Genomic DNA, 19,717 nt, shown 5'->3' with positions numbered 1-19,717 from the left:
GCGACGGCCCGGCGCGCAGCCGGACCGTGCGTGGGGCGGCATGGAAGGTCAGAGCTAGCGGAGGAGCTGAAGGATGCCCTGGTTGGCGGTGTTGGCCAGCGACAGGGCCGAGATGCCGAGCGACTGGCGGGTCGACAGCGCCTGGCTGTTGGCCGCCTCCTCGTTCATGTCGGCGTTGGTCAGGTTCGCCGCGCCGGTGGTCAGCACGTCGATCATCGACTTGGTGAAGTCCTGCCGGTTCTGCACCGTCGACAGGTTCGATCCGAGGTTCGACGAGAGTGACTTCAGGCTGGCGAGGGCGTTCGTCAGCGCGTCCGAGGCCTTGTTCAGGTCGGCGTTGTTCTGAATGCCGACGTTGGCCCCGCCTTGGGTCGTCGCCGAGTCCACGAAGGTGCCGATGCCGAGGCTGTCGGTGGTGAGGGCGTTGCCCTGGATCGACAACTTGGACTGTGCGGTGCCGGTCTTCTCGTTGAAGGCGATGGTCAGGTTATCGCCGGTAAGCAGGTTGGTGCCGTTGTAGCCGGCGTCCTTGGACGTCTGGTTGAGCTGATCGCGCAGGGCAGTGAACTGGCTGACCAGGGCCGAGCGCTGCGCCGAGGTGCCGCCGGCCGCGGAAGGCGCCGCGCCGCCGGTGAGCTTGGCAAGCTCGCCCGCATCGGCCGTGAGCGCGCCCGTGGTGGCGTTGAGCTTGCCGGCGGCGACCGTCAGCGTGTCGGAGCCGGTGCCGGTGATCTGCAACTGGCCGAGGCTGTCGATGGCCGCCGTGGCGATGCCGGACTTGTTGATGTTGTTCACGAGGTCGTTGACCGTGCCGGAGGTCATGCTGACGTTGTAGACGGTGTTGCCGGCGGCGAGCTGCAGCGTGTCGGCCTTGGTGTTGTCGATGCCGACGACGCCGACCGCGGTCGAGCTCGCGGGGGCGGCGGTGCCGGCGAGCGTCTTGGCCAGCACGGTGTCGTGCAGGCTTTTCCCGGTGGCGGTGGCCTCGTTCGCGGTGGCCATGGCCTGGGTGCCCTGGAGTTTGGGCAGGTTGGTCGTGGCGTTCGATTGGGCCTGCGCGACCACCGACTGCATCTGCTTCACGATGCTCGTGATGCTGTCGATGCCCTTCGAGGCCGCCTGGATCGTCTGGATGCCGTTGGAGATGCCGTCGAGCAGGCTCCCGAGTGCGGTCGAGCGGTCGGTCAGGCTGGCGGCGGTGAAGTAATTCACCGGGTTGTCGAGGGCGGAGTTGACCTTCTTGCCGGTCGACAGGCGGTTCTGGTTCGTCGCGGCGAGCGCGGCGGTGTCCTGCAAGGATTGCAGGTTCTGCCGCGTGGCGGCGGACAAGGTGATGGAAGAAGACATGAGGCGTGATCCTTCGACGTCCGACGCTTCAAGTCGGATCGACTAGATCCTCGTGTCCGCAAGTTTATGCGGGAGAAATATTCAGGGCCAGCAAACAGCCGTTATGTCTACTGGCGTCCTGGATATGTCTACTGGCGTACTATAGCCTGTTTTCCCTGGGCAATTGCCTCAAATTTCCGGCGCGCCCTTGACCGAGCTCTTGGAGCGCTCGATGCATATCCGGAACAGGCGGGCTCGACATGCAATCCGACGCGCTGGAAACGGACTTCTCGCAGATCGACGACGAGCGCGTCCGGCGGGAGGCGTGGGTTCGCGCGATCTCCCCCGTCTACGAGGCGAGGATCGACGAGGAAGTCCCGCGTACGGTCAGTTTCCGCTCTTGGAAGCTCGGAACCGTCCTCTTCAACCACATGAGGGCCTCGGCGCAGGCGGTCGAACGAACCTCGTCGCAGATCGCCGTCCAGGCCGTGGACCACGTCGTCCTGCGGCTCTACTCGTCCGGCAGGACCGGCATCGACACCGCCGGGGGCGAGGCGGAGATACCTCATGGCGGCATCGTGCTGTTCGACCTCTCGCAGCGCGCCCGCTCGGTCACCCGCGAGATGTCCGGGCTCAACCTCGCGCTCCCCCGCAGGCTGTTCGACGCGCGCGTAGGCGAGCTCTCGGCCCGACACCTCGACATCCTCCGGCCGGAGAGCACCCCGCTGATCCGCCTGCTTGGTGACCACATGCACAGTGTCCATGCCGGCATCGACGGCATGGACGAGTGGCAGCGGAGCCTGGTCTCCACCGCGACGGTGGCGCTCTGCAACGCCGCGATGACGCCGGTCACGGACAGCGCCTACAACCGGCCCGCCATCGCGGCCATCGAGATCAGGCAGTTCATCGAGGCACACCTCGGCATGGCCGATCTCGGCGTCGACATGATCTGCGCTCGCTTCGGGCTGTCCCGTACTCCCGTCTACTCGCTTTTCGAGGCCGACGGCGGGGTCGCGACATATATCCGCAATCGCCGCTTGTCCCGGGCGATGAGGATGTTGACGGGGGCCGAGGCGGGTCCGCCACGGGTCTCGGGCGTCGCATATGCCTGTGGCTACGAGAGCCTGAAGAGCTTCAGCAAGGCCTTCCGCGCCCGCTACGGCATCAACCCCCGCGACGTCGGAACCGGCCTGCGCGGCGTCGCGCAGCGCGAGAGCGGCGACACCCTGATGTCCTGGATACAGGAGCTATGACCTCGTCCACGGAACCCGACGTCATCGACCCGGGCATCGCCCGTCTGGACGACGAGCGCTTACGGCGGGAGGCGTGGATCGAGACGGTCTCACCGATCTGGACCGCGACGCCGGACCGGTCTGCGCCGCATCCCTGGCAGGCGAGCTTCCGGGCCTGGAAATGCGGCGGCATCCACCTCTACAAGACGCATTCCTCCCCCCAGACCGTCGAGCGCACCCGCTCGCAGGTCGCGACCCTCGCGGTCGACCACGTCTACCTGCAGCAGCACGTGACCGGGCATTCGAGCGTGGAGGTGGCATCCGACGAGCAGGCGATCACGTCCGGGACCATCGTGCTCGTCGACCTGGCGCAGCCGGTATTCGGGCGCTCGACCACGTCCGTCGATGGCATCGGGCTGTGCATTCCGCGCCGGCTGTTCGACGCCCGGGTCGGCGAGATCGGGAGGCTGCACCGCTCCACTTTCGCGCGGACCGGAAGCCCGTTGAACCGGCTCCTGTCGGACCACATGCGGAACATGCAGGACTGCCTCGATACGTCGGACTTGGCCCAAAAGTCGCTGCTCTCGACGGCTACCGTCTCGCTGTTGAACGCGATGCTGACGCCTTCGCAGGACAGCGCCTACAACCAACCGGCGGTCATGGGTATCGAGATCCGGCAATTCATCGAGGCGAACCTCGGTCGGGTCGACCTCGGCATCGAGATGGTATGCGCCCGCTTCGGGTTGTCCCGCACGCCGGTCTACGAACTTTTCGAGGCCGACGGCGGGGTGATGACCTACGTCCGCAACCGGCGCCTCGCGAAGGCGATGCGCATGCTTTCCGGGGTCGAGGGACACGCGCCGACGCGGGTATCGAACGTCGCCTATGCCTGCGGCTACGAGAACCTGAAAAGCTTCAGCAAGGGCTTCCGCGCTCGGTACGGGGTGAACCCGCGCGACGTGGATGCCGATCATCGTGTCGGCGCCCGGCGCGAGAGCGGGGCGGCCCTCCTGTCATGGATGAAGGAACTCTGAGTCGTCGGCGGCATACAGGTCGCAGCGGGGTCCTTGGAGTATCGACGCTATCTCGCAGATAAGGACGTGCCACCTATATGGTCGTCTCGGAGGTGGTTCATGTCGAAGATCAAGGGACGCAACGACGGGCCGGGCGGCCGCAACGAGCATTACGATGTCGGGACGCGCAAGAACGTGCCGAGGCGGAACGTCGTGGCGGAAATCAAGCGCGGCGAGCATCCGGACAGCCACGTCGTGAAGATCAACGGCCGTGAATACGCACGGGACAACCCGGACAGCTCGACGGCGGACAACGTCAACAGGGACGAGTAGACCCAGGACGGACGATTGGCCGTCGATACCTTGTGCCGGTGCCGACCGGTCGCCACGATTCGGGTCATCGTCGGAACCTCACGGGTCGCGTTTTGGCCGGGACGTCCCGGAGACGGTCACCGGACGGGGACGCCCCAGATGTCCGTGACGCCCCACAAGGCCAAGCCCCTCGTCCGGCCAGCGTCGGCGAGCTCGTCCAGGCGCTCCCCGGGCACGCTCGGCCGCGGCCTGGTAGCGGTCGAGCGAGACGTCGAGACCGGCGATGCGACGTCGCATCACGGCACGGCGCGTCCCGCTTGCGGCCGGCAGCCGTTCGAGCGCAGCACCTCGACTGAACGGTCAGCCGACATTCGGAACTGGTATGGACCGAAACGCCGTCGACGTTCGGCAGCAGGCCTTCGCCATTTTGGGATCAATCGTATGACGGTGCCGGATCGACGCTTGTGACCGGCCTGAGACCATCCCAGCAGGCACGGTCATACTCGGCAACGAACACCCTAGGATTGTCGTGCGACCTCTTGGCGATGGTCAGCACCTCGTCGCGGATCATCTGCATCGTCCAGTTCTCGCCCGTGGCATCGTACATCGCATGAGGGAGATGCCACAGGGCACCCCCGGTTGCCTGGATGACCGTGTAATAGCGGGCTTTGTACATATCCCTGTGCAACTGGGCGTAGTCGCCGTGCGGCTTGTTCGGCAGTTCGACACGGACGATGAAGGACGGCATGGTCTACCCCCGTTAACGCTTGCATAGGTGGTCGCGGGCGCCCGGACCTGCAAGCGACCTGGGGTGGTTACGGCCACGCGCGGGCATGACATCATCTCCGTGGGTGACGTCGCATCCTTAGGGGCCCCATGCGGCGCCGAGGTATGACACGCCTTTCGCGAGAGCGTTGACCAAGTAGGACCAAGCATCCCCGACCACGTCGCGGACCACCGTCCATATTGCATCGAGGTCGATCCAACCTCCCTCGACAGCGGCGCCGGCCATCAATGCGAAGCACACCACGACCACGAACACCGTCGACCGGTTCTCGGTCCGTCGATAGGCTGCGAGCGCCTCCGTCACCGGGCGATCCGCCAGCGTCCCGTAGTCCGCGTCGTCAAGAAACCCGTACAGCTTCGTACGCCATGCGGCGCGGGACTGCTCGACGATGTCCAAGAACCGGCGGTTCGTGCCTACGCTCATGCGGAACGACGCTGCGACGTAGAGGGCGACCATCAGGAAGACCCAAGCGAAACCTTTTCCCGCGGCCGCGGACTTCGTGCTGTCGACCGCCAGGCGTACAACCATCACGCCCACCGCCACGGCGATGTCCCGCCAGACCGCGGTCGACAGGTCCCGCGATTGCTGCAGCAGTTTCTGCACCTCTTCGGCGAGGGTCTTGCGCAGGTCGGCCAGCGCCTTGAGCGTGTCCTTGCTGCTGCTCCTGAGGTGCGCCTTGTAGAGAAGGCGGGCGGAATCAAGCGCGGGCGGCAGTCGCGTGGGCAAGCCGTCCCTGAATGATTCGCCAAATGTCCATTCCCGCGCGAGTTCGGCGGTGAGGAACGTGTGCCGGACCTCGACGTCGGTGCCTTCGAGATAGACCCACGACGCGGCGGACAGAAGCGCCCGGAACCCGACATCGGTCACGGTGCCGGACCCTAGGACGAGCTTGCGCGGGGGCTGGCCGGACAGGATCAGCCAACCCTCGGTTCCGTCGCGGTACAGCTCATTCGGCAGGGCGCGTGCGATCATGGCGGCGGCCACCTCGCGCCAAGCGGCGAACGCAGGCCCGGGCGCGGGCTCCCCGGACGTGATGAAGGGTTCGATCCGCGACGGGGCCATGAGGTCGGGGGATTGGCTGCGAACCACGCGGCGCGGACCTACTTCCGTTCTCGGCTCGGAGGACTCCGGCGGCTCCGACGCCACGGGTTCGCCGACCCAGCGGTCCACGGGAAAGGCGCGCGTCGAGAAAACGTCCTCGGCGGCTGCGAACGCCAGCCGGACGGACGTCGAGTTGCGGACGCGCGCATCGTCCAAGAGAAACGACCGCCATCCCTCGACGGTGAACAGGTGGGTGCTCCCCGGCGTCGGGACGAACGCCAAGGTCACGCGCACGCGCTCGCCGACCTGCACAGTGCCGGGGTTCACCTCGTCCTGCGAGCCGTCGACACACCTGACCGAAAGCCAAACCGGGGCATCGTCGAAGACGCGCTGCCAGGCGACGAGCGCACCGGGCGAGAACGTCCCGGTCACGACGAGGCGACCGGCATCCTCGTTGACGGTGAAGTCGGGGGCCGAGCGGCTCGCCTCAACGGCCGAGTGTACGCTTATCGATGTCGACATCGTCCCTCGTGATCCCGGCCGTGACGATCTCGATGCGCTCGCGCCCGTCCTCCATGCGTTCGGTCGTCGGTCGGTGTCCCTCGTCGTAGAGCACCACCGTACCCTCCGCCGTCTCCATCACCCGGCGGCTCGGCTTGCGAACACGCTCCGGGTTGATCTCGAACGTCTCCTCTGAAACCCCGTGCTCGCGCAGCATGCGGTCGAGTGTCCGACGTATCGGCGCATCCTCGGCGAGACGCCCGAAAACGGCCGTGAAGAGTGGTTCGGGGTCTTCTGGGTCGTAGCGGTGGCCGCCCTGCCGCAGGGTCTCGTAGATGCGATTGACGCCACCCTCGCGGACATTTTCCGGAAGCGTGTCCTTATGCTTCCTGAAGGTTTCCCTCAGCGCATCGACCAGCTTGCCGCTCAGTTCGTCCGGGGCGTTGACCCGCCGGGCGTCGAGGAACGTCTCGAAGTATTCCGATATGTGCGTCGGCTTGCTCCGGTCGCGGACCATGATGCGGCCGCCCGCCACCGGGTCGAGCCTCACCAATGCGATCTTCTGCATGGCCTCGGTCTTCTTGACGAAGGTCTTCTGCAACCGTTCGAGGTGCGGCATCCCCTCCTCCCCGGGGTTGCCTAGAGAGTAATGCACCACCTCGTCGTGATCGTACTTGATCAGGGCGAAAACCGTGTCCTGTCCCGTCGCCAACTCGAAGACGAGGAAGACGCCGTTGCTGGTGCCTGTACGGTGCAGGCGGTGGAACTCACGCGCCAGCGCCTGCGTGCCCTCGGCGAAGTTCCCGCCGGTCGTGAGCCCTCTCAAAGTCGCCTCGACCGCGGCACCGTCCCGGAATGCGAAAAGGTTGCCGCGCAGCGCTAATTTCACCCGTGCCAGGAAGAAGCCCGGTTCCTGCAGAGGGGTGATCTCCGGGAGCAGGACCGGCTCGGCCAGGTCCTTGCCAACCACGTGGAAGATCATCCGTCGGATCGTCAGCGCATCCTTCTCTTCGTCCTGCAGGAAACCCATGACGCCTTTCCGCTCCCCCGCACCTCAGCACCCCATCGTACAACCTCAAGGCGGGGTTTTCCCATGGATCTGGTAACCGGCCACAACTTTCGCGATAGGGATTCATGCTTCCCAACCGCGGCCATGTTCCTTTTATGTTCTCATAGCGGCGCACGGCATTCAATGGCTGCTGAAAGCCGTAAGCGACGTTCGTGCCGGTCTGGATCGAGGATGTGGTACCCATCACCGAACCATCCCTAGGTTTGACGGGCCGGGGGTGTGGCTCCCGCGTCATAGCAACCTGGCGTTTAGATATTACGGTTGCTGGACCGACACCGATTGCGCCCTGGGGTTGCCGCCCACGGAGCGCCGAAGCACCTTCGGGACCCAGATGCACATCACCAATTGCGGGCGAGGCATCCACGCGCGGGAGGTCAAGGGCATCGAGCTCCTGCAACGAGCCTTGCCACACAACTGGTACGCCTTCACGAACCTCGACCTCATCCTCGGTCTCGGGGTCGCCCGCGAGATCGACGTCATCATCGTGGGCACCAGGCGCGTGTTCCTCGTCGACCTGAAGGACCTGCACGGCCGGATCATCAGCTCCGACGAGAAGTGGTTCCTCGGCAAGAACGACCTCGGCCGGTCACCGGCTAAGAAGGTCGCGGAGGTCGCCCGCGACCTGTCCACCCTACTGAAGGATGCACTTGGGAAGCGGCCCGAGACGCGCAGGAAGGCCGTACCGAACATCGTCGGCCTTGTCGTGCTGACCGGTCAGGCAGACCGTTCCGGCATCGCCGAGACCGAGCGCCCCAAAGTCCTGACCGCCGACGAGTTCCTGGCCAAGCTCTCGACCCCCAAGGCCGAGCGCGACGCTTTCGGCAACATCGCCGAGGAGATCCTGAGGGAGCCCCTGACGGAACCGTTCTGGAAGGAGCGGCTGACGCGTTTCTTCAACGCGCGGGCGGGATCGCCGCTGAAACCGGGCCAGCGCCGGTTCCAGCGCTTCGTTGCCAAGGAGGAACTAGCCTTCCCGCACCCGACCGGGATCTACAAGGAGTACGATACCTGGGAAGAAGGCGCACCGCAGAACATCGGTACGCTGCGCCTCTGGGACTTCACCCAATGCCCCGATACGCGGTTCCAGACCCTGGATGGCCGCATGGAGATCGCCGGCCGCGAGGGACGCATCTACCATTGGCTCAAGGACCGGGGCGAGGACATTGAGAACGTCCTGCTCGCCCCCAGGTTCGACGAACCCGAACAGGGCATCGGATACTGGGAGATCTACGACCGCCGTCGACGCCTCAGGCGGCTGTCCGAGTTCGCAGCGGCGGACGCTGTCAAGACCAACCCGGCGGCCCGGATCGAGTTGGCGCGCCAGCTTCTCTCGGCCCTGGCGACGATGCATCGTCACGGCGCGGCGCACCTGGATCTCGGTGACCACAGCGTGTGGCTGGAGTTGCCGACGACGGTGCGGCTCTCGCACCTCCTCGCGGCCAAGTACCAGGACGTCCAGTCGCTCGGCAGGTTCCGCTACCAGTTCCTGTCGAGCGTCTCGCTGCCGGAAGACGTCCTGGGTGACGATGCCGGGCCGAAGCGTCGCGACGTCTACCTCGTCGCGGTCGCGGTGCACATGATCCTGTTCGGCCGCCCGCCCGCCGGCGTGCCGCCGGTGTGGGACACCGCGGTCGACGCCGAGCGGCAGTTCGAGGTCCTGCACGCGTGGTTCGACCAGGCGCTCGACATCGTCGCGTCCGACCGCTTCGCCGACGCGGGCATCGCGCTGGAGGTCTACAACAGAGCGACCGCCGCCCGACCGACGCCCCAGGAAATCGCGGCCGGGCTGGAGAACTACCGGGGCGCCATCCGGTCGCAGATGAAGCTGTTCGCGGTCTATCCCCTGTCCGGCGAGACGTTCCGCGAAAGCGACCGGGTGGACTCATGGCTCAGCACGCGCGACGGCGGTGCCGTCGTGGTCAAGCTGTGGAAGCAAGCCGCCTGGGGTGACCTGCGCCGCGAGGGCGGACGTATCCTCGCGTTCCTGGATCGTGCCGCGGGCATGCGTACGGACCGCCCCCCCGGCCTGCCGGAGGTGCGGGACGTGATGTGGCTCGGCGACGGCATCGTCGTCGTCCAGGACTACGCGGAAGGCGTCACCCTCGACGCGGCGATGCGTGACGGCCCGCCGCCCTGGGAGTCGGCACGCGCCGCGCTCGCCATCGCGGCGACGCTGATCGAGGTCGTGGACGAGCTGCACGAGCGGGGGATCGGCCACGGCGACCTCAAGCCCGGGAACGTCGTCCTTGGTCCGGGCGGCGAAATCGTCCTCATCGACGCGCTCGATTTCTCCTCGGGCGTCGACGGCGACATCCATACGTCCGCCTACGCCCCGGAGAGCGGGACGGTCTTCGAACGCGATAGGTTCGCGGTCATCCGGATGGTCGAGGAGATCCTCGCCCCGGCTGGGCTCGCCGAGGAGGAGGCGCTCATCGTCGCCAAGGGAATCGGCGAGTGCCGCGAGCGGGTCCCGGCCCTGGCGACGCTGCTCCCGCTGCTCGATGCAGTCCGCGAGGCCGAGGCGAGGCTGGATGCTCCCGCGGCACGAGTGGCGGGCCCGGTCCTGTCCCTCGCCGTCCAAGGGGCGACGACCGGCCCCCTTGAAGCCGACGAAGGATTCTTTTTCCTCCGCCTGTACCGGAGCACGGTCCATGCACCCCTCTACCTGCACCTGCGCGGCGCGGTCGAGGAGATCAAGGTCCGCTTCGACGACCGGAACCGGCCTGCCCGGGGCGAGCGCAGCCAGTTACCCCAGGGGCGCATCGCCCGCGTCTCGAAGCACGAGTTCCACAAGGTGGCGATGACGCTGACCGTCACGCGGTCCGATCACACCGACCTCGCGGCGTTGGACGCGTTGCTCCAGGAGCCACCCGTAAGCGAGGCCATCGCGGCGATGGCCTCGCGCGGTCCCGCGGCAACGGCAATCGAGGAGGAGATACGCGACGCCACGGTGTCAGAGGAGGAGGCGGACGACCTCCTGGCCGAGGAGATCGCCGAAGGAGAGAAGCTAGCCCTTTCCCGGGTCGATGTCCGCACGATGTGGCAGGCGTTGATCGACGCCGAGCACGAGATGACCACCGAGGGCGTCGCCCAACTCGCCAGCCGCTTCGACCGCGGCAGTCGTCGGTACATGGTGGCGTTCGAGCTACAATCGGGGGTGTTCGACTACGAACGTAACGACACGGTCGGGGTGCTTCGGCAGGGTCGGCAGGGTGACTGGCGCCGCATCGGCATGCTCGACCTGCAGGCGTCGCGGCCCGACATGATCGCCATCGTCGGGCAGGACCTGGCGACGACCTTCCGCTCGAACTTGGTCAACGCCGGCCAGCGGCTGCGGTTCGTCAGCCACTTCGAGGTCCAGAGCTTCCGCCGCCGCAAGGGGGCCGTGGACAGGGTGCTCGACGGCGACAGCCGTTCGAAGAACCTGTTCACCGTCTTCGACCCGGATGCCGGCGCCGCTCCACAGGTGCTCAGCCATGAACCCGACCTGGGCCTCATCGGGAAGTACGGGCTCAACGGCGACCAGGAGGAGGCGCTCAAGAACCTTCTCCGGGTGCGCCCGGTCGGGTTGCTGCAGGGGCCCCCGGGCACCGGCAAGACGACGTTCATCGCCGCCCTGACGCACTACGCGATCACCAAGGGACTGGCCCGGAACGTCCTCCTCGCCAGCCAGTCCCACGAGGCGGTGAACAACGCGGCCGAGGCGGTCCTCGCGTCGTTCCGGTCCTTCGGGGGCGAACCCGACATCCTGCGCGTCGCCGCGAACGAGGAAGTCGTGTCCGACCCGCTCCGTCCGTTCCATTCGGCCAGGATCGAGCGGTCGCTGAAGGACCGTTTCAGGGCGGCGTTCAAGGAGCGGATCACCATTGTCGGGCGAACGCTCGGCATCGAGCAGGACATCGTGGACGACCTGGTCTTCGTCGAGACCGGCATCCGTCCGGTCGCCGGGCGGATTGCGGATCTCGTAGCCGAGCAGGAGCCCGACGCGCGACGGATCGAAGGCCTGACGGAGACGCTGGCCGGGCATCTGGACCGCCTCGGCCTTCCTAGGGACGGCTTGGCCGAAGCGGACTGGGACGGCTTCGCGGATGCCGTCATCGGACGCCTCATGTCGGCACGCTGGCGGCCGCGCGGCCTCGACGACGTCAGGCTCGGCCGTTTGCGGGCGGCCCTCACCGTGGCGCGGGATTTCATGGGCAGCGCGTCGCGTGCCCAGAGGAGCTTCGAGTCCTTCCTCGCCGGCACGCGCCAGATCGTGGTCGGGACCTGCGTGGGGCTGGGACGAAGCTCCCTCGGCCTGACCACGACACCGTTCGACCTCGTGATCGTGGACGAGGCGGCCCGGTGCACGGCCGGCGAGCTCCTGGTCCCGCTGCAGGCCGCCCGATGGGCGGTCCTCGTCGGCGACCAGGCGCAACTCAAGCCGCAGCATCCCCCCGAGGTGGTGAACCGGGTCGCGTCCCGCACCGGGATCGAGAAGCACGAGATCCGCCGTAGCGATTTCGAGCGGGTGTTCCTCTCCGCTTACGGAGAGGCGGCCAGTTCCCGCCTGTCCATCCAGTACCGCATGCTGCCCGCCATCGGGCGCGTCGTCTCCGACGCGTTCTACCCCGGCCTGAAGCTCAGCCCGGGCCGGCCGGAGCCGGAAATCGACGTCAGTTCCATGCCCGACGACCTCAGCCATCCCTTGACCTGGGTGGAGACCGACGGCCTCGCCGAGAGGGCGTTCGAGACGCAGCCCGAGGGCGGCAGCAGCCGGATCAACCGCGTCGAGGCCGACGCCGTCGTACAGTTGCTTGAGCGGTGGGTCCTGCACGAGCCCTTCGCCGCTTGGCTGACCACGCCCCGCAAGCATCCCGTCGGTATCGGGGTGATCTGCATGTACGCGGCCCAGCGCGACCTGATCTACGGCAAGCTCCTGCGCTCGCCGGTCGGCCACCTGCTGGGTCGCCATATCAAGGTGGGAACCGTCGACAGCTACCAAGGCAAGGAGAACGCGATCATCGTCCTGTCCCTCGTCAGGAACAACGCGGATGGCCGTGAGCAGGAGGGCGTGGGGACGATACGACCCGGTTTCCTCTCCGAGCCGAACAGGATCAACGTCGCGGCCAGCCGGGCTAAGGACCGCCTGGTGGTCGTCGGCGCGAGGCGGAACTGGCTGGCCGAGAGCCCGGTCGCGCTTCTCGCGGCCGGGTTCGACAAGCAAGCGCGTGCGGGACTGGCGCGTTCGTTGGCTGTCGAGGGCGTCCTCCCGCATGCCGGTGCAGCCGCCCGCGGCGCGCGGCGCCGCGGAGGGGCTGCCGACGGGGTCGGGGGAGGCGCGGCATGAGCGGCGGGAAGCGACCCATCATCGGCGTTCGGAAGGACGAGTTGGTCCCGCCGGACGAAGACCGCTTGGTCGAGATCGGCACCTACGACGCGCTTCTGCCCTGCAGGCAGTTCAAGGTGGATTACAAGGTTGCCGTCCTCGGCTCGGTGACACCGAGCCTGGAGTTCATGCTGCGTCTCATCAAGGCCGCGCCCGGCATCGACGAGCAGGACGCGGCCGCGTTCTTCGGCTACGACCAGGGCGAGTTCGATTATGTCATGAGGGAGGCTTGCGAACCCGGATACGCGACCCGCGGCGATGGCTGCCTCTGGCTGACGTCGGCGGGGGAAGACCTCTTCATCGACGCAGGTTCCGAGCCGCTGATCTTTGCGGTGGAGGGGCGTTCGGCGAGCTTCGGGTTCGACCTCCTCTCGGTCGCGCCGCAGCGGCGACTGAGCCTCGACGAGGTCGAGCGTGCCCTGCCGGAGTTGCCGGTGGAGCCGGGGACGCCGATAGGGGCCGTGTCCGAGCGCATCCCGGAGCGGGTCCTTCGCTTCTTCCACGAACTCGGCGACCGACGCGACCGGGAACAGAACCAGCGCCGCGACCTCTACTCGGTGGACGCGGTGGCGGCGGAGGACAGGTTCCAGGTACCCGTGCGGATCCGTGCGTTCGCACGGGCGTCCAGCCCGAGCCTCGCTGAAAGCGACCTGCGGTCATGGATGCCGGATCAAGACCTCGCGGACAGGCCGCAGGTGGAGCGCGCAGCCGCGGTGCTGCTGCAAGGCATGCGCGTCCATCGCGATCCGGTACGCGACCCGTTAGCATACGAGGCCTTGTACTCCTTCGCACCCGAGTTCCTCAGGGAGTTCACCACGCGCGACGGCCTGTCGGTCAATCGGTACTGGCGGGAGGCCGTGGGTCGTGCCGGCGAGGCGCGCGCGGACAGGCCGACCATTCCCATCGTCGGCCCATGGGGCACGAGCGGAAACGCGAAGCGGTTCGGCGAGGTGCTGGACTATGGGTTGCGCGCACGTCCCAAGGCGGGGCTGTCGGTCCTGTCGCTCGCACCCCAGGTCCCGAGCTGGGGCGGCACGACCCAGTTGCGGGAGTCCCTGGGGCTCCTCCGCCGGAGCCTGCGCGAAGCGGCGCCGGCCGGAGGCGGGATCGCCCTCAGGTGCCTGCTCGCCGGTAAGCCGGCCCGTTACGTTGAGGCGGCCTTCGACAGCCTTCACCCCATCGACGCCGGGGCCGTGCCGGCAAGGCTTGAGATCCTTCTGGTTCCCGCGGTCGCGGTCGTCGCCCTGGTGCATGCGCCCATCGGCGTCCTCAACGGGCATCCGGTGCCGTTGGGCCTGGCATCCTTCGATGCCGATGTCGTCTGGCGGGTGGGGGATTACATCCGCCGACAGGCATTCGCCCGACTGGCGCCGAACGAGGCCGATGTCCTCGACGAGGCCTTGCAAGGCATGCCAACGGATATCGACGACCTTCCCGGTACGACCTGACGGTTCAAGCCCGCGGGGACGGCGGACAGGTGGAGGTCATCCGAGGGGTACGCCCCAGATGTCCGTGACGCCCCAAAGGGCCAAGCCCCTCGTTCGGCGGGCTTCGGCGAGATCGTCCAGGCGTTCGGCGGCCGCGCGGGCGCGCCCGGCGGCTGCCTGGTAGCGGTCGAGGGACACGTCCAAGGCTGCAAGGTTACGCCGCGTCACGGTACGCCGAGCGCCGCTCGCGGCCCGCAACCGGTCGAGCGCAGCGCCTCGACCTTGTCCGCCACCTCCGCCACCGCCACCGTCAGGTCGGACATCGCCTCCACCAGGTCGTCGAGGCCCGACGCACCGTCCGCCTCCGGCGGCGCCAGCGCCATCAGGATGCCCTGGAGCAGCGTTTCCATCGCGGCCAGCCGCCGCTCGATCATTGTCTGTTCCACCGTCTGGTCCTTGCAGCATGAGGCCGGCGAGGCGCGCCCGCACCGTCGCCGCCCGGATACGTTCGCACGTGAGGCGTCGGGAAGCCGCGCCGACGAGGCGCGTCGCCAAGTGTGCCGTGCCGCTCGCGTCGACCACGACCGGGCCCTTCCGACCGCTCCTCAGGTCGAGTCCTCGGGCTCGGAGAGCGACGACGAAGCCGGCGCCGTCCGCCGACTCCTGCCAAGCCGAGAAAACCGTTCGGCGCAGGTCGTCGAGCGGCACGCCGGTCCGCTCTTCGACGCGACGCTCGCCGGGCGTCACCTTGGCGACGGGCCGTTCCGCCCGGGTGGCGCCGGCTGCGACGAGCCATCCCGCCACATCGTGTCGCCCATCCTTGCGCAGGGCTTGCGCGATGCTCCGGGCGAACTTCGACGGTACGGGCGCAAGCCCGGCCTCGTACTCGACGATGCGCGCGCATTTCTCGCGGCGGGCGTAATCGTGGGACAGGTCGATCACGGACCCCGAGGGCCGGACCAGGGCATAGACCCGGTGCTCGTGGACGCGTCCGTCCTTGTCGTGCACGACGCCACAGTACGGTTGCCTGTCGAACCCGAACTCAGCTTCGAACAGCGCCCAGAAACGTGCGCGGGCGACGGCGTTGTCGGCGACGCCCGGGTCGGGGCTGCAGTGGACGTGATAGACCGGGCGCGTCGTCCGGCCGCCCGCGCACTGGGCGACCAATTCGCTGATCTGGCCGGCCAAGCCCGGGCTGCCGAGGCCGCGCGCCTCAGTCACGGTCGGGCGGTTCTCACCCTTCAGGAGGTGACGCGCCAGGGCGTCTCCGAGGCCGGCCCCACGCGTCGCCCCCGAGATCACGGCGAAGTCCGGCCCAGCGCGAGCGGGACCAAAACCGCCCGGGCGGCCTGGATCGCGTCGATGGTGGGCGCCCAGTCTTGCTCCGCCGCCGCGGTGCTGGCCTTGGCGAGTGCCCGCAGCGCCGACGCGACCGCGGCTTGATGCGCCTCGGGTATCCGTACGGGACGGCGGCTCCTCTCGTCCGCTTCGGACTGCATGCCAAGGCGATCCAAGAGCAGCCTCCGGGCCCACGCCCCCGCGGTCAGCCCTTCGGCCTGGGCCGCCTGTCCTATGGCCGCGCTGAGGCTGCCGCTAAGCCGGACGACGAAGCGGACGTACAGGCCCCGCTTGTGCGCGGGTGGTCGAGGGGGGAGATGCGGCGTAGGCCGGATCGGGACGATGGCGCGGAATGGTCGGTCGTGCATGCTCGTATACCTTGGGGAACCTTCGGGACGGCGGGATCGCGTCACGCCTGTCCGGGCGGCCCCGTGCCCCCACCGCCCGGGTCTATCGGTACGAGTTCCGGCCCCCCACCGCCGTCGCCGCCGCGTTCGCGCCGGCGGAGGGCGCGCTCCCGCGTCGCCGCCTTGTGCGCCTCGATTGCGGCTGCGACCGCCGGGGGGACGACCAAGGGTGATGGCTCGGGCATCCCGTAGCGGGCGGCGCGGTTTCGCTCCGCGGCGAGGGCCGCGATGGCCCGCTCCCAGAGTGGGATGTCGCGGACCATCAGATCGTGGGCGTTCGCGCGTTCGCCGCTCTCGACGAAGCTGGGCGACGCCCGCCACGGGGAGACCCCTGCCAAGCGGCGTGCGCGCTGCCAGGCCCAGACATCTGCGCCCATGCCGAGGTAGAGCCGCGTGATCTCATAGGCGTTGAGACGGTCGAACGTCTCGCCCTCCAAAGCCCAGGCGTAGTCCCGCGTGGCTGTGGCGAGCGAAGGGACCAGCGTCGACCCGGGTGTCTCTGCGGTGGGCGAAGACCGATGGGCCACGGGCGCCTTCACGGAAGGGTCGCTGGCGGCCGCTGCAGTGGCGTCTGGACGCCGGTTTCGAAGAATGCGTGACCACATCGAGGCGACCCAAGGCCCGGGTCGGGCGAGGCGAATCCAATCAAAGCACTCTAAATGTATTTTCCTAGTGGGATGACATATTTTCCGCTCACGAATGGCTGAATAAGACCACTTCAAATTTCATTCAAATGCCAAACATCTTTTCGAGCAACGCTGCGTCATACCGCGGCACAATTAGAAGTAGATGCATTGGGAATCCCGCGCCGCGAACAGGCGAATCGGTTCGCGACCGCCATAAGACGCTGTCCCCCAACCCTGGTAGGGGATGACATCTATGGCTTGCGGATCGAAGGCAGGCACAGTCGTTTGGCAAATCAGGGCTGGACGGGAACAATCGCAGCCGCACGAAGACGCACGAGGTCGCGATGGTGCCGCCGTTGCGCGGGCTCGGCTTCCCGCACGATGCCTGGCAACGGATAGCGGTCTGAACAGTCCGTCGCTTCCGTCGGGGCTTTTCAAATCAGGGATGCCGACCGTGAAGGGCGCGATTTTGGCCGAGATAGGCGAGGCTGACGGGGAAATGAGGAGTGAGCAAGCCATGGCCGTCATCCCTGATCGGGATGACGGCCAGATGATGCCACGCGTGGCATCACCAGGGCTACCGCCCGTGGACCCGGTGCCGAGGATGAGATCAAGTTCGCCCATCGGGCTCCCGGACGCGGTGATGGCCCTGTTGAGTGCCCTGGCTGCATGGCAGGTCCACGATGGGCTCGTGCGCGATGGATGCTCGAACCAGCGATCTCGGGAAAAGGCATGACTGAGATAACCAAGCTCCGGCTGGCGATTTAAGCAAGAGTCAATTCTTCAACGGCTGTCGAGGCAGCGATTTATTGGCTCTATCGGCATAAATGCGCGCTTGAAACGACGTCAAATATCGGCAGATAATCACAGACGATCAGCCATAAATCGCGGCATTTGCCACGAAGGTAACCTCGTCAGGCGTTGCGGGATCTTTCCAGCGCTCGGATGAGGATTCCGAGGCGGTCATACTGTACTTACCTTAAGCAAGCGCGTGCCTATAGGTTCGCCGCTGGGATGACCCATGAGCGCTTTACCGCAACCCGTCGCCGGTGGTTGGGCCCCTCCCGGAACCCATACGGTCCCGACTCCTCGCGCCCTGATCCGGCTGCGGGCGGCCTACTACACCCGATACTCGACCGCCTCGCAGTTCGAGACCAGCACGGAAAGGCAGATCGAGGACTGCCACGCCTACGCCAAGCGGCTGAGCCTCGCGCTGGTCGAGGACGGGATCTACTCGGACGAAGAGCGCTCCGGGGGCTACATCGTCAACCGGGAGCGTCTCCATGCTCTTCTGGAACGTGCCCAGTCCGGCGCGCTAGACGTGGTCGTGATCGCCGATCCCACCCGGTTGTCCCGGGACATGGTCGACCTGGGCTGGCTGTGGCGGCAACTAGCCCGGGCGGGCGTGGCCCTGCACGCGGCGACGCGGGGCCCGCTCGCAGCCGCCGACATCGCGCTCTATGGGTTTCTGTCCCAGGAGCAGCGCCAGACTATCGCCACGAACACTGCGTGGGGGCGCCGGCGGATGGTGGCGGAGGGGCGCGTGCCGTGGGGCGTGTTCTACGGCTATCGGAAGATCGGGGGCGAAAAACGCGGCGAGATTGAGAAACATCCGGACCAAGCCCCGGTAGTCGCGCAGATCTTCGAGTTCCGCGAGCATGGTGTCTCCCTGCGCGGCATCGCCGAGGCGCTCAACCGGGACGGCGTCGAAGGGCCGGGCGGCGGCATCTGGAAGACAGGGGCGGTGGACACCGTCCTCAAGCAGCCCTGCTACGCCGGCACCCTCGTCTACGGTCGGTATAAGTACGAGACGAACCCAGAGACCGGCAAGCGGAGGCGCACCCTCAGGGACGAGTCTGAATTGCTCGTGGCAGAGGTGCCACGGCTCCAGATCGTCGATCCGGCGACGTGGGAACGCGCCAACGCCGTCAACGTGAGAGACGTCGGCGAGCGCCGGGGAAAGATGGGGCCGAAGAGTGTCTACCTCCTGTCCGGCTTGGTGAGGTGCCAGGCCTGCGGGAGCAACATGATCATCCGGGGCACGAAACGGGGCAGCGAGCACCAAGCCTACGTTTGCAGCTTGAAGGACTCTAGCAACGGCTGCGCGACGCCGAGTTCACTAAGCCTGATCGCGATGGAGCGGGCCGTTTTCGCCGCGCTGGACGGGTTCCTGTCGCAGCCGGAGGCCGGCCTGGAATACCTCCGGTCCGTGGCGGAGGAGACGAACCGCCGCCACGACCGGCTACGGCAGACACGGGCCGCGCTCGAAAGGAGGATCGCCGCTCTAAACGACCGCCTGGACAAGACGTTCGACGACGCCTTGACCGAAGGATTCAGCAGCAAGACGGTGGCAAGGCAGCGCGCCAGCATCGAAGCGAAGCTCGCCGCGCTGGAGCTCAAGCTTGACGGGATGCCCAAGCTCGGGGCGCCCGTCGACGTCGAACGGGAGGCGGTCGGCCTTGGAACCTTGCACGACGCCTTGGCGAGGCTGGGCACGCGTGGCGTGCTCGACGTCAAGAGCGTCCACGGCGAGCGCTTGGCGGCCGCGATACGGGGCCTGATAGACCACGTGGTAGCGGCCCGGATCGATGACACCCGCGGTATCCAAGCCACCGTGAGGCTGAAGCATCCCGTACCCGATGACGGGGAGGTGGAAATCGAGGAGGCCCGCGCGTGGGAGATTACCGGCTGTGGGTTCCCGCCGACGCGGTCCGAAATCTGGCGAAAGGCGGGAAAGCGGCAGGTCGAGCAAGCCCTGTCCGACGGAAACTGCGTGCTCGACGACGCGACATGGGCCCGGATCGCGCACCTCGTCCCGGAGCACTACTGTGCCCCGTTGCGCGGCGCGCTGCGCGAGCCGCGCGCGCTCGTGGACATGATGCTGCTGTCGGCGCGCCTGTCGCGCCCGTTCTCCGACTTGCCCGAGGCCTACGGACCGCGAAGGCCTCTTCGGACCGCGTCGTACTCCCTAAAGGCGAGTGGCGCCTGGGATTCCATATGCGCCGTGCTCGCGGGCGAAGCGCCTCGGTTCCTAGACGGGGTAATCTCGCACATCCCTTCAAAGACATCGACCCCGACCCTGCGCTAGCACGTGGCCAAGGCTGACCGAAGGCTGCCGCCGGATCGCCCCGGCTGCTTGATCAAGATAGGGGGACGGGCGCTGGGCTTCTCAAATGTAAGCTAGCTCGACAGCCTCGACCGTCTTCACGGGTGCCTCTGTGAGGTGAAGCCACGAAGTCAGCCGTTGATTCGTGAATTACCGGCCCACTC

At 67.2% G+C, this 19,717-nt stretch carries 13 protein-coding genes; 7 read left to right on the top strand and 6 right to left on the bottom strand.

From position 1 onward, the window contains the following. Positions 1–54: 54 nt before the first annotated feature. Positions 55–1,347, bottom strand: coding sequence for a flagellin (locus tag P9K36_RS24360; RefSeq protein WP_274926615.1), 1,293 nt, complete (start codon positions 1,345–1,347; stop codon positions 55–57). Positions 1,348–1,586: 239 nt separating this feature from the next. Here P9K36_RS24360 and P9K36_RS24355 point away from each other — a divergent pair, with 239 nt between their 5' ends. The 3 genes from P9K36_RS24355 (at position 1,587) to P9K36_RS24345 (ending at position 3,904) form a co-directional block, all read left to right on the top strand. After that, positions 1,587–2,579 carry an AraC family transcriptional regulator gene (locus tag P9K36_RS24355; RefSeq protein WP_278306135.1) on the top strand — a complete coding sequence of 331 codons (993 nt, stop codon included), beginning with the start codon at positions 1,587–1,589 and terminating at the stop codon, positions 2,577–2,579. Further along, the gene (locus tag P9K36_RS24350; RefSeq protein WP_278306134.1) at positions 2,576–3,592 is read left to right on the top strand and encodes an AraC family transcriptional regulator; all 1,017 of its coding nucleotides are present in this window, start codon (positions 2,576–2,578) and stop codon (positions 3,590–3,592) included. The genes P9K36_RS24355 and P9K36_RS24350 overlap by 4 nt, the downstream gene beginning before the upstream one ends. A gap of 99 nt (positions 3,593–3,691) precedes the next feature. Next, the gene (locus tag P9K36_RS24345; RefSeq protein WP_111473968.1) at positions 3,692–3,904 is read left to right on the top strand and encodes a DUF3892 domain-containing protein; all 213 of its coding nucleotides are present in this window, start codon (positions 3,692–3,694) and stop codon (positions 3,902–3,904) included. A gap of 412 nt (positions 3,905–4,316) precedes the next feature. Here the strand turns inward: P9K36_RS24345 and P9K36_RS24340 are convergent, their stop codons facing one another. From P9K36_RS24340 to P9K36_RS24330, 3 genes are all read right to left on the bottom strand, one after another. Beyond that, the gene (locus P9K36_RS24340) at positions 4,317–4,631 is read right to left on the bottom strand and encodes a hypothetical protein (RefSeq protein WP_278306132.1); all 315 of its coding nucleotides are present in this window, start codon (positions 4,629–4,631) and stop codon (positions 4,317–4,319) included. 117 nt (positions 4,632–4,748) lie between these two features. Beyond that, positions 4,749–6,233, bottom strand: a complete 1,485-nt coding sequence (locus P9K36_RS24335; RefSeq protein WP_278306131.1) for a hypothetical protein — start codon at positions 6,231–6,233, stop codon at positions 4,749–4,751. Continuing rightward, complete coding sequence (locus tag P9K36_RS24330; protein WP_278306130.1) at positions 6,199–7,242, bottom strand: nucleoid-associated protein; 1,044 nt, start codon at positions 7,240–7,242, stop codon at positions 6,199–6,201. Before P9K36_RS24330 ends, P9K36_RS24335 begins: the two co-directional genes overlap by 35 nt. A 256-nt stretch (positions 7,243–7,498) precedes the next feature. On the opposite strand from P9K36_RS24330, the gene P9K36_RS24325 reads away from it, so the two are divergent. Together P9K36_RS24325 and P9K36_RS24320 are read left to right on the top strand one after the other, a co-directional pair. Further along, positions 7,499–12,610 carry an AAA domain-containing protein gene (locus P9K36_RS24325; RefSeq protein ID WP_278306129.1) on the top strand — a complete coding sequence of 1,704 codons (5,112 nt, stop codon included), beginning with the start codon at positions 7,499–7,501 and terminating at the stop codon, positions 12,608–12,610. Then, positions 12,607–14,097 carry a hypothetical protein gene (locus P9K36_RS24320; RefSeq protein ID WP_278306128.1) on the top strand — a complete coding sequence of 497 codons (1,491 nt, stop codon included), beginning with the start codon at positions 12,607–12,609 and terminating at the stop codon, positions 14,095–14,097. Before P9K36_RS24325 ends, P9K36_RS24320 begins: the two co-directional genes overlap by 4 nt. Positions 14,098–14,300: 203 nt before the next feature. On the opposite strand, the gene P9K36_RS24315 is transcribed toward P9K36_RS24320, so the two are convergent. Further along, entirely contained in the window at positions 14,301–14,522 is a 222-nt protein-coding gene (locus P9K36_RS24315) for a hypothetical protein (protein ID WP_278306126.1), read from the bottom strand. A 10-nt stretch (positions 14,523–14,532) separates the two neighbouring features. On the opposite strand from P9K36_RS24315, the gene P9K36_RS24310 reads away from it, so the two are divergent. Then, positions 14,533–15,519, top strand: a complete 987-nt coding sequence (locus P9K36_RS24310; RefSeq protein WP_278306124.1) for a hypothetical protein — start codon at positions 14,533–14,535, stop codon at positions 15,517–15,519. Positions 15,520–15,823: 304 nt separating this feature from the next. Here P9K36_RS24310 and P9K36_RS24305 read toward each other — a convergent pair whose 3' ends face one another. Continuing rightward, positions 15,824–16,348, bottom strand: coding sequence for a hypothetical protein (locus P9K36_RS24305; protein ID WP_278306123.1), 525 nt, complete (start codon positions 16,346–16,348; stop codon positions 15,824–15,826). 1,120 nt (positions 16,349–17,468) lie between these two features. Here P9K36_RS24305 and P9K36_RS24300 point away from each other — a divergent pair. Then, positions 17,469–19,535, top strand: coding sequence for a recombinase family protein (locus P9K36_RS24300; RefSeq protein ID WP_278306122.1), 2,067 nt, complete (start codon positions 17,469–17,471; stop codon positions 19,533–19,535). The last annotated feature ends 182 nt before the right edge of the window (positions 19,536–19,717 follow it).

The sequence above is a fragment of the Methylobacterium sp. 391_Methyba4 genome (assembly GCF_029691625.1).
GTDB classification, from domain to species: domain Bacteria; phylum Pseudomonadota; class Alphaproteobacteria; order Rhizobiales; family Beijerinckiaceae; genus Methylobacterium; species Methylobacterium fujisawaense.
The sequence above is the reverse complement of the archived record's forward strand: the minus strand, read 5'-3'. Positions and strand labels throughout refer to the sequence as shown.

Bases quoted from the DNA above. Each gene is read 5' to 3' on its own strand.
- P9K36_RS24360 (WP_274926615.1), bottom strand. From the start codon at position 1,347: ATGTCTTCTTCCATCACCTTGTCCGCCGCCACGCGGCAGAACCTGCAA.
- P9K36_RS24355 (WP_278306135.1), top strand. From the start codon at position 1,587: ATGCAATCCGACGCGCTGGAAACGGACTTCTCGCAGATCGACGACGAG.
- P9K36_RS24350 (WP_278306134.1), top strand. From the start codon at position 2,576: ATGACCTCGTCCACGGAACCCGACGTCATCGACCCGGGCATCGCCCGT.
- P9K36_RS24345 (WP_111473968.1), top strand. From the start codon at position 3,692: ATGTCGAAGATCAAGGGACGCAACGACGGGCCGGGCGGCCGCAACGAG.
- P9K36_RS24340 (WP_278306132.1), bottom strand. From the start codon at position 4,631: ATGCCGTCCTTCATCGTCCGTGTCGAACTGCCGAACAAGCCGCACGGC.
- P9K36_RS24335 (WP_278306131.1), bottom strand. From the start codon at position 6,233: ATGTCGACATCGATAAGCGTACACTCGGCCGTTGAGGCGAGCCGCTCG.
- P9K36_RS24330 (WP_278306130.1), bottom strand. From the start codon at position 7,242: ATGGGTTTCCTGCAGGACGAAGAGAAGGATGCGCTGACGATCCGACGG.
- P9K36_RS24320 (WP_278306128.1), top strand. From the start codon at position 12,607: ATGAGCGGCGGGAAGCGACCCATCATCGGCGTTCGGAAGGACGAGTTG.
- P9K36_RS24300 (WP_278306122.1), top strand. From the start codon at position 17,469: ATGAGCGCTTTACCGCAACCCGTCGCCGGTGGTTGGGCCCCTCCCGGA.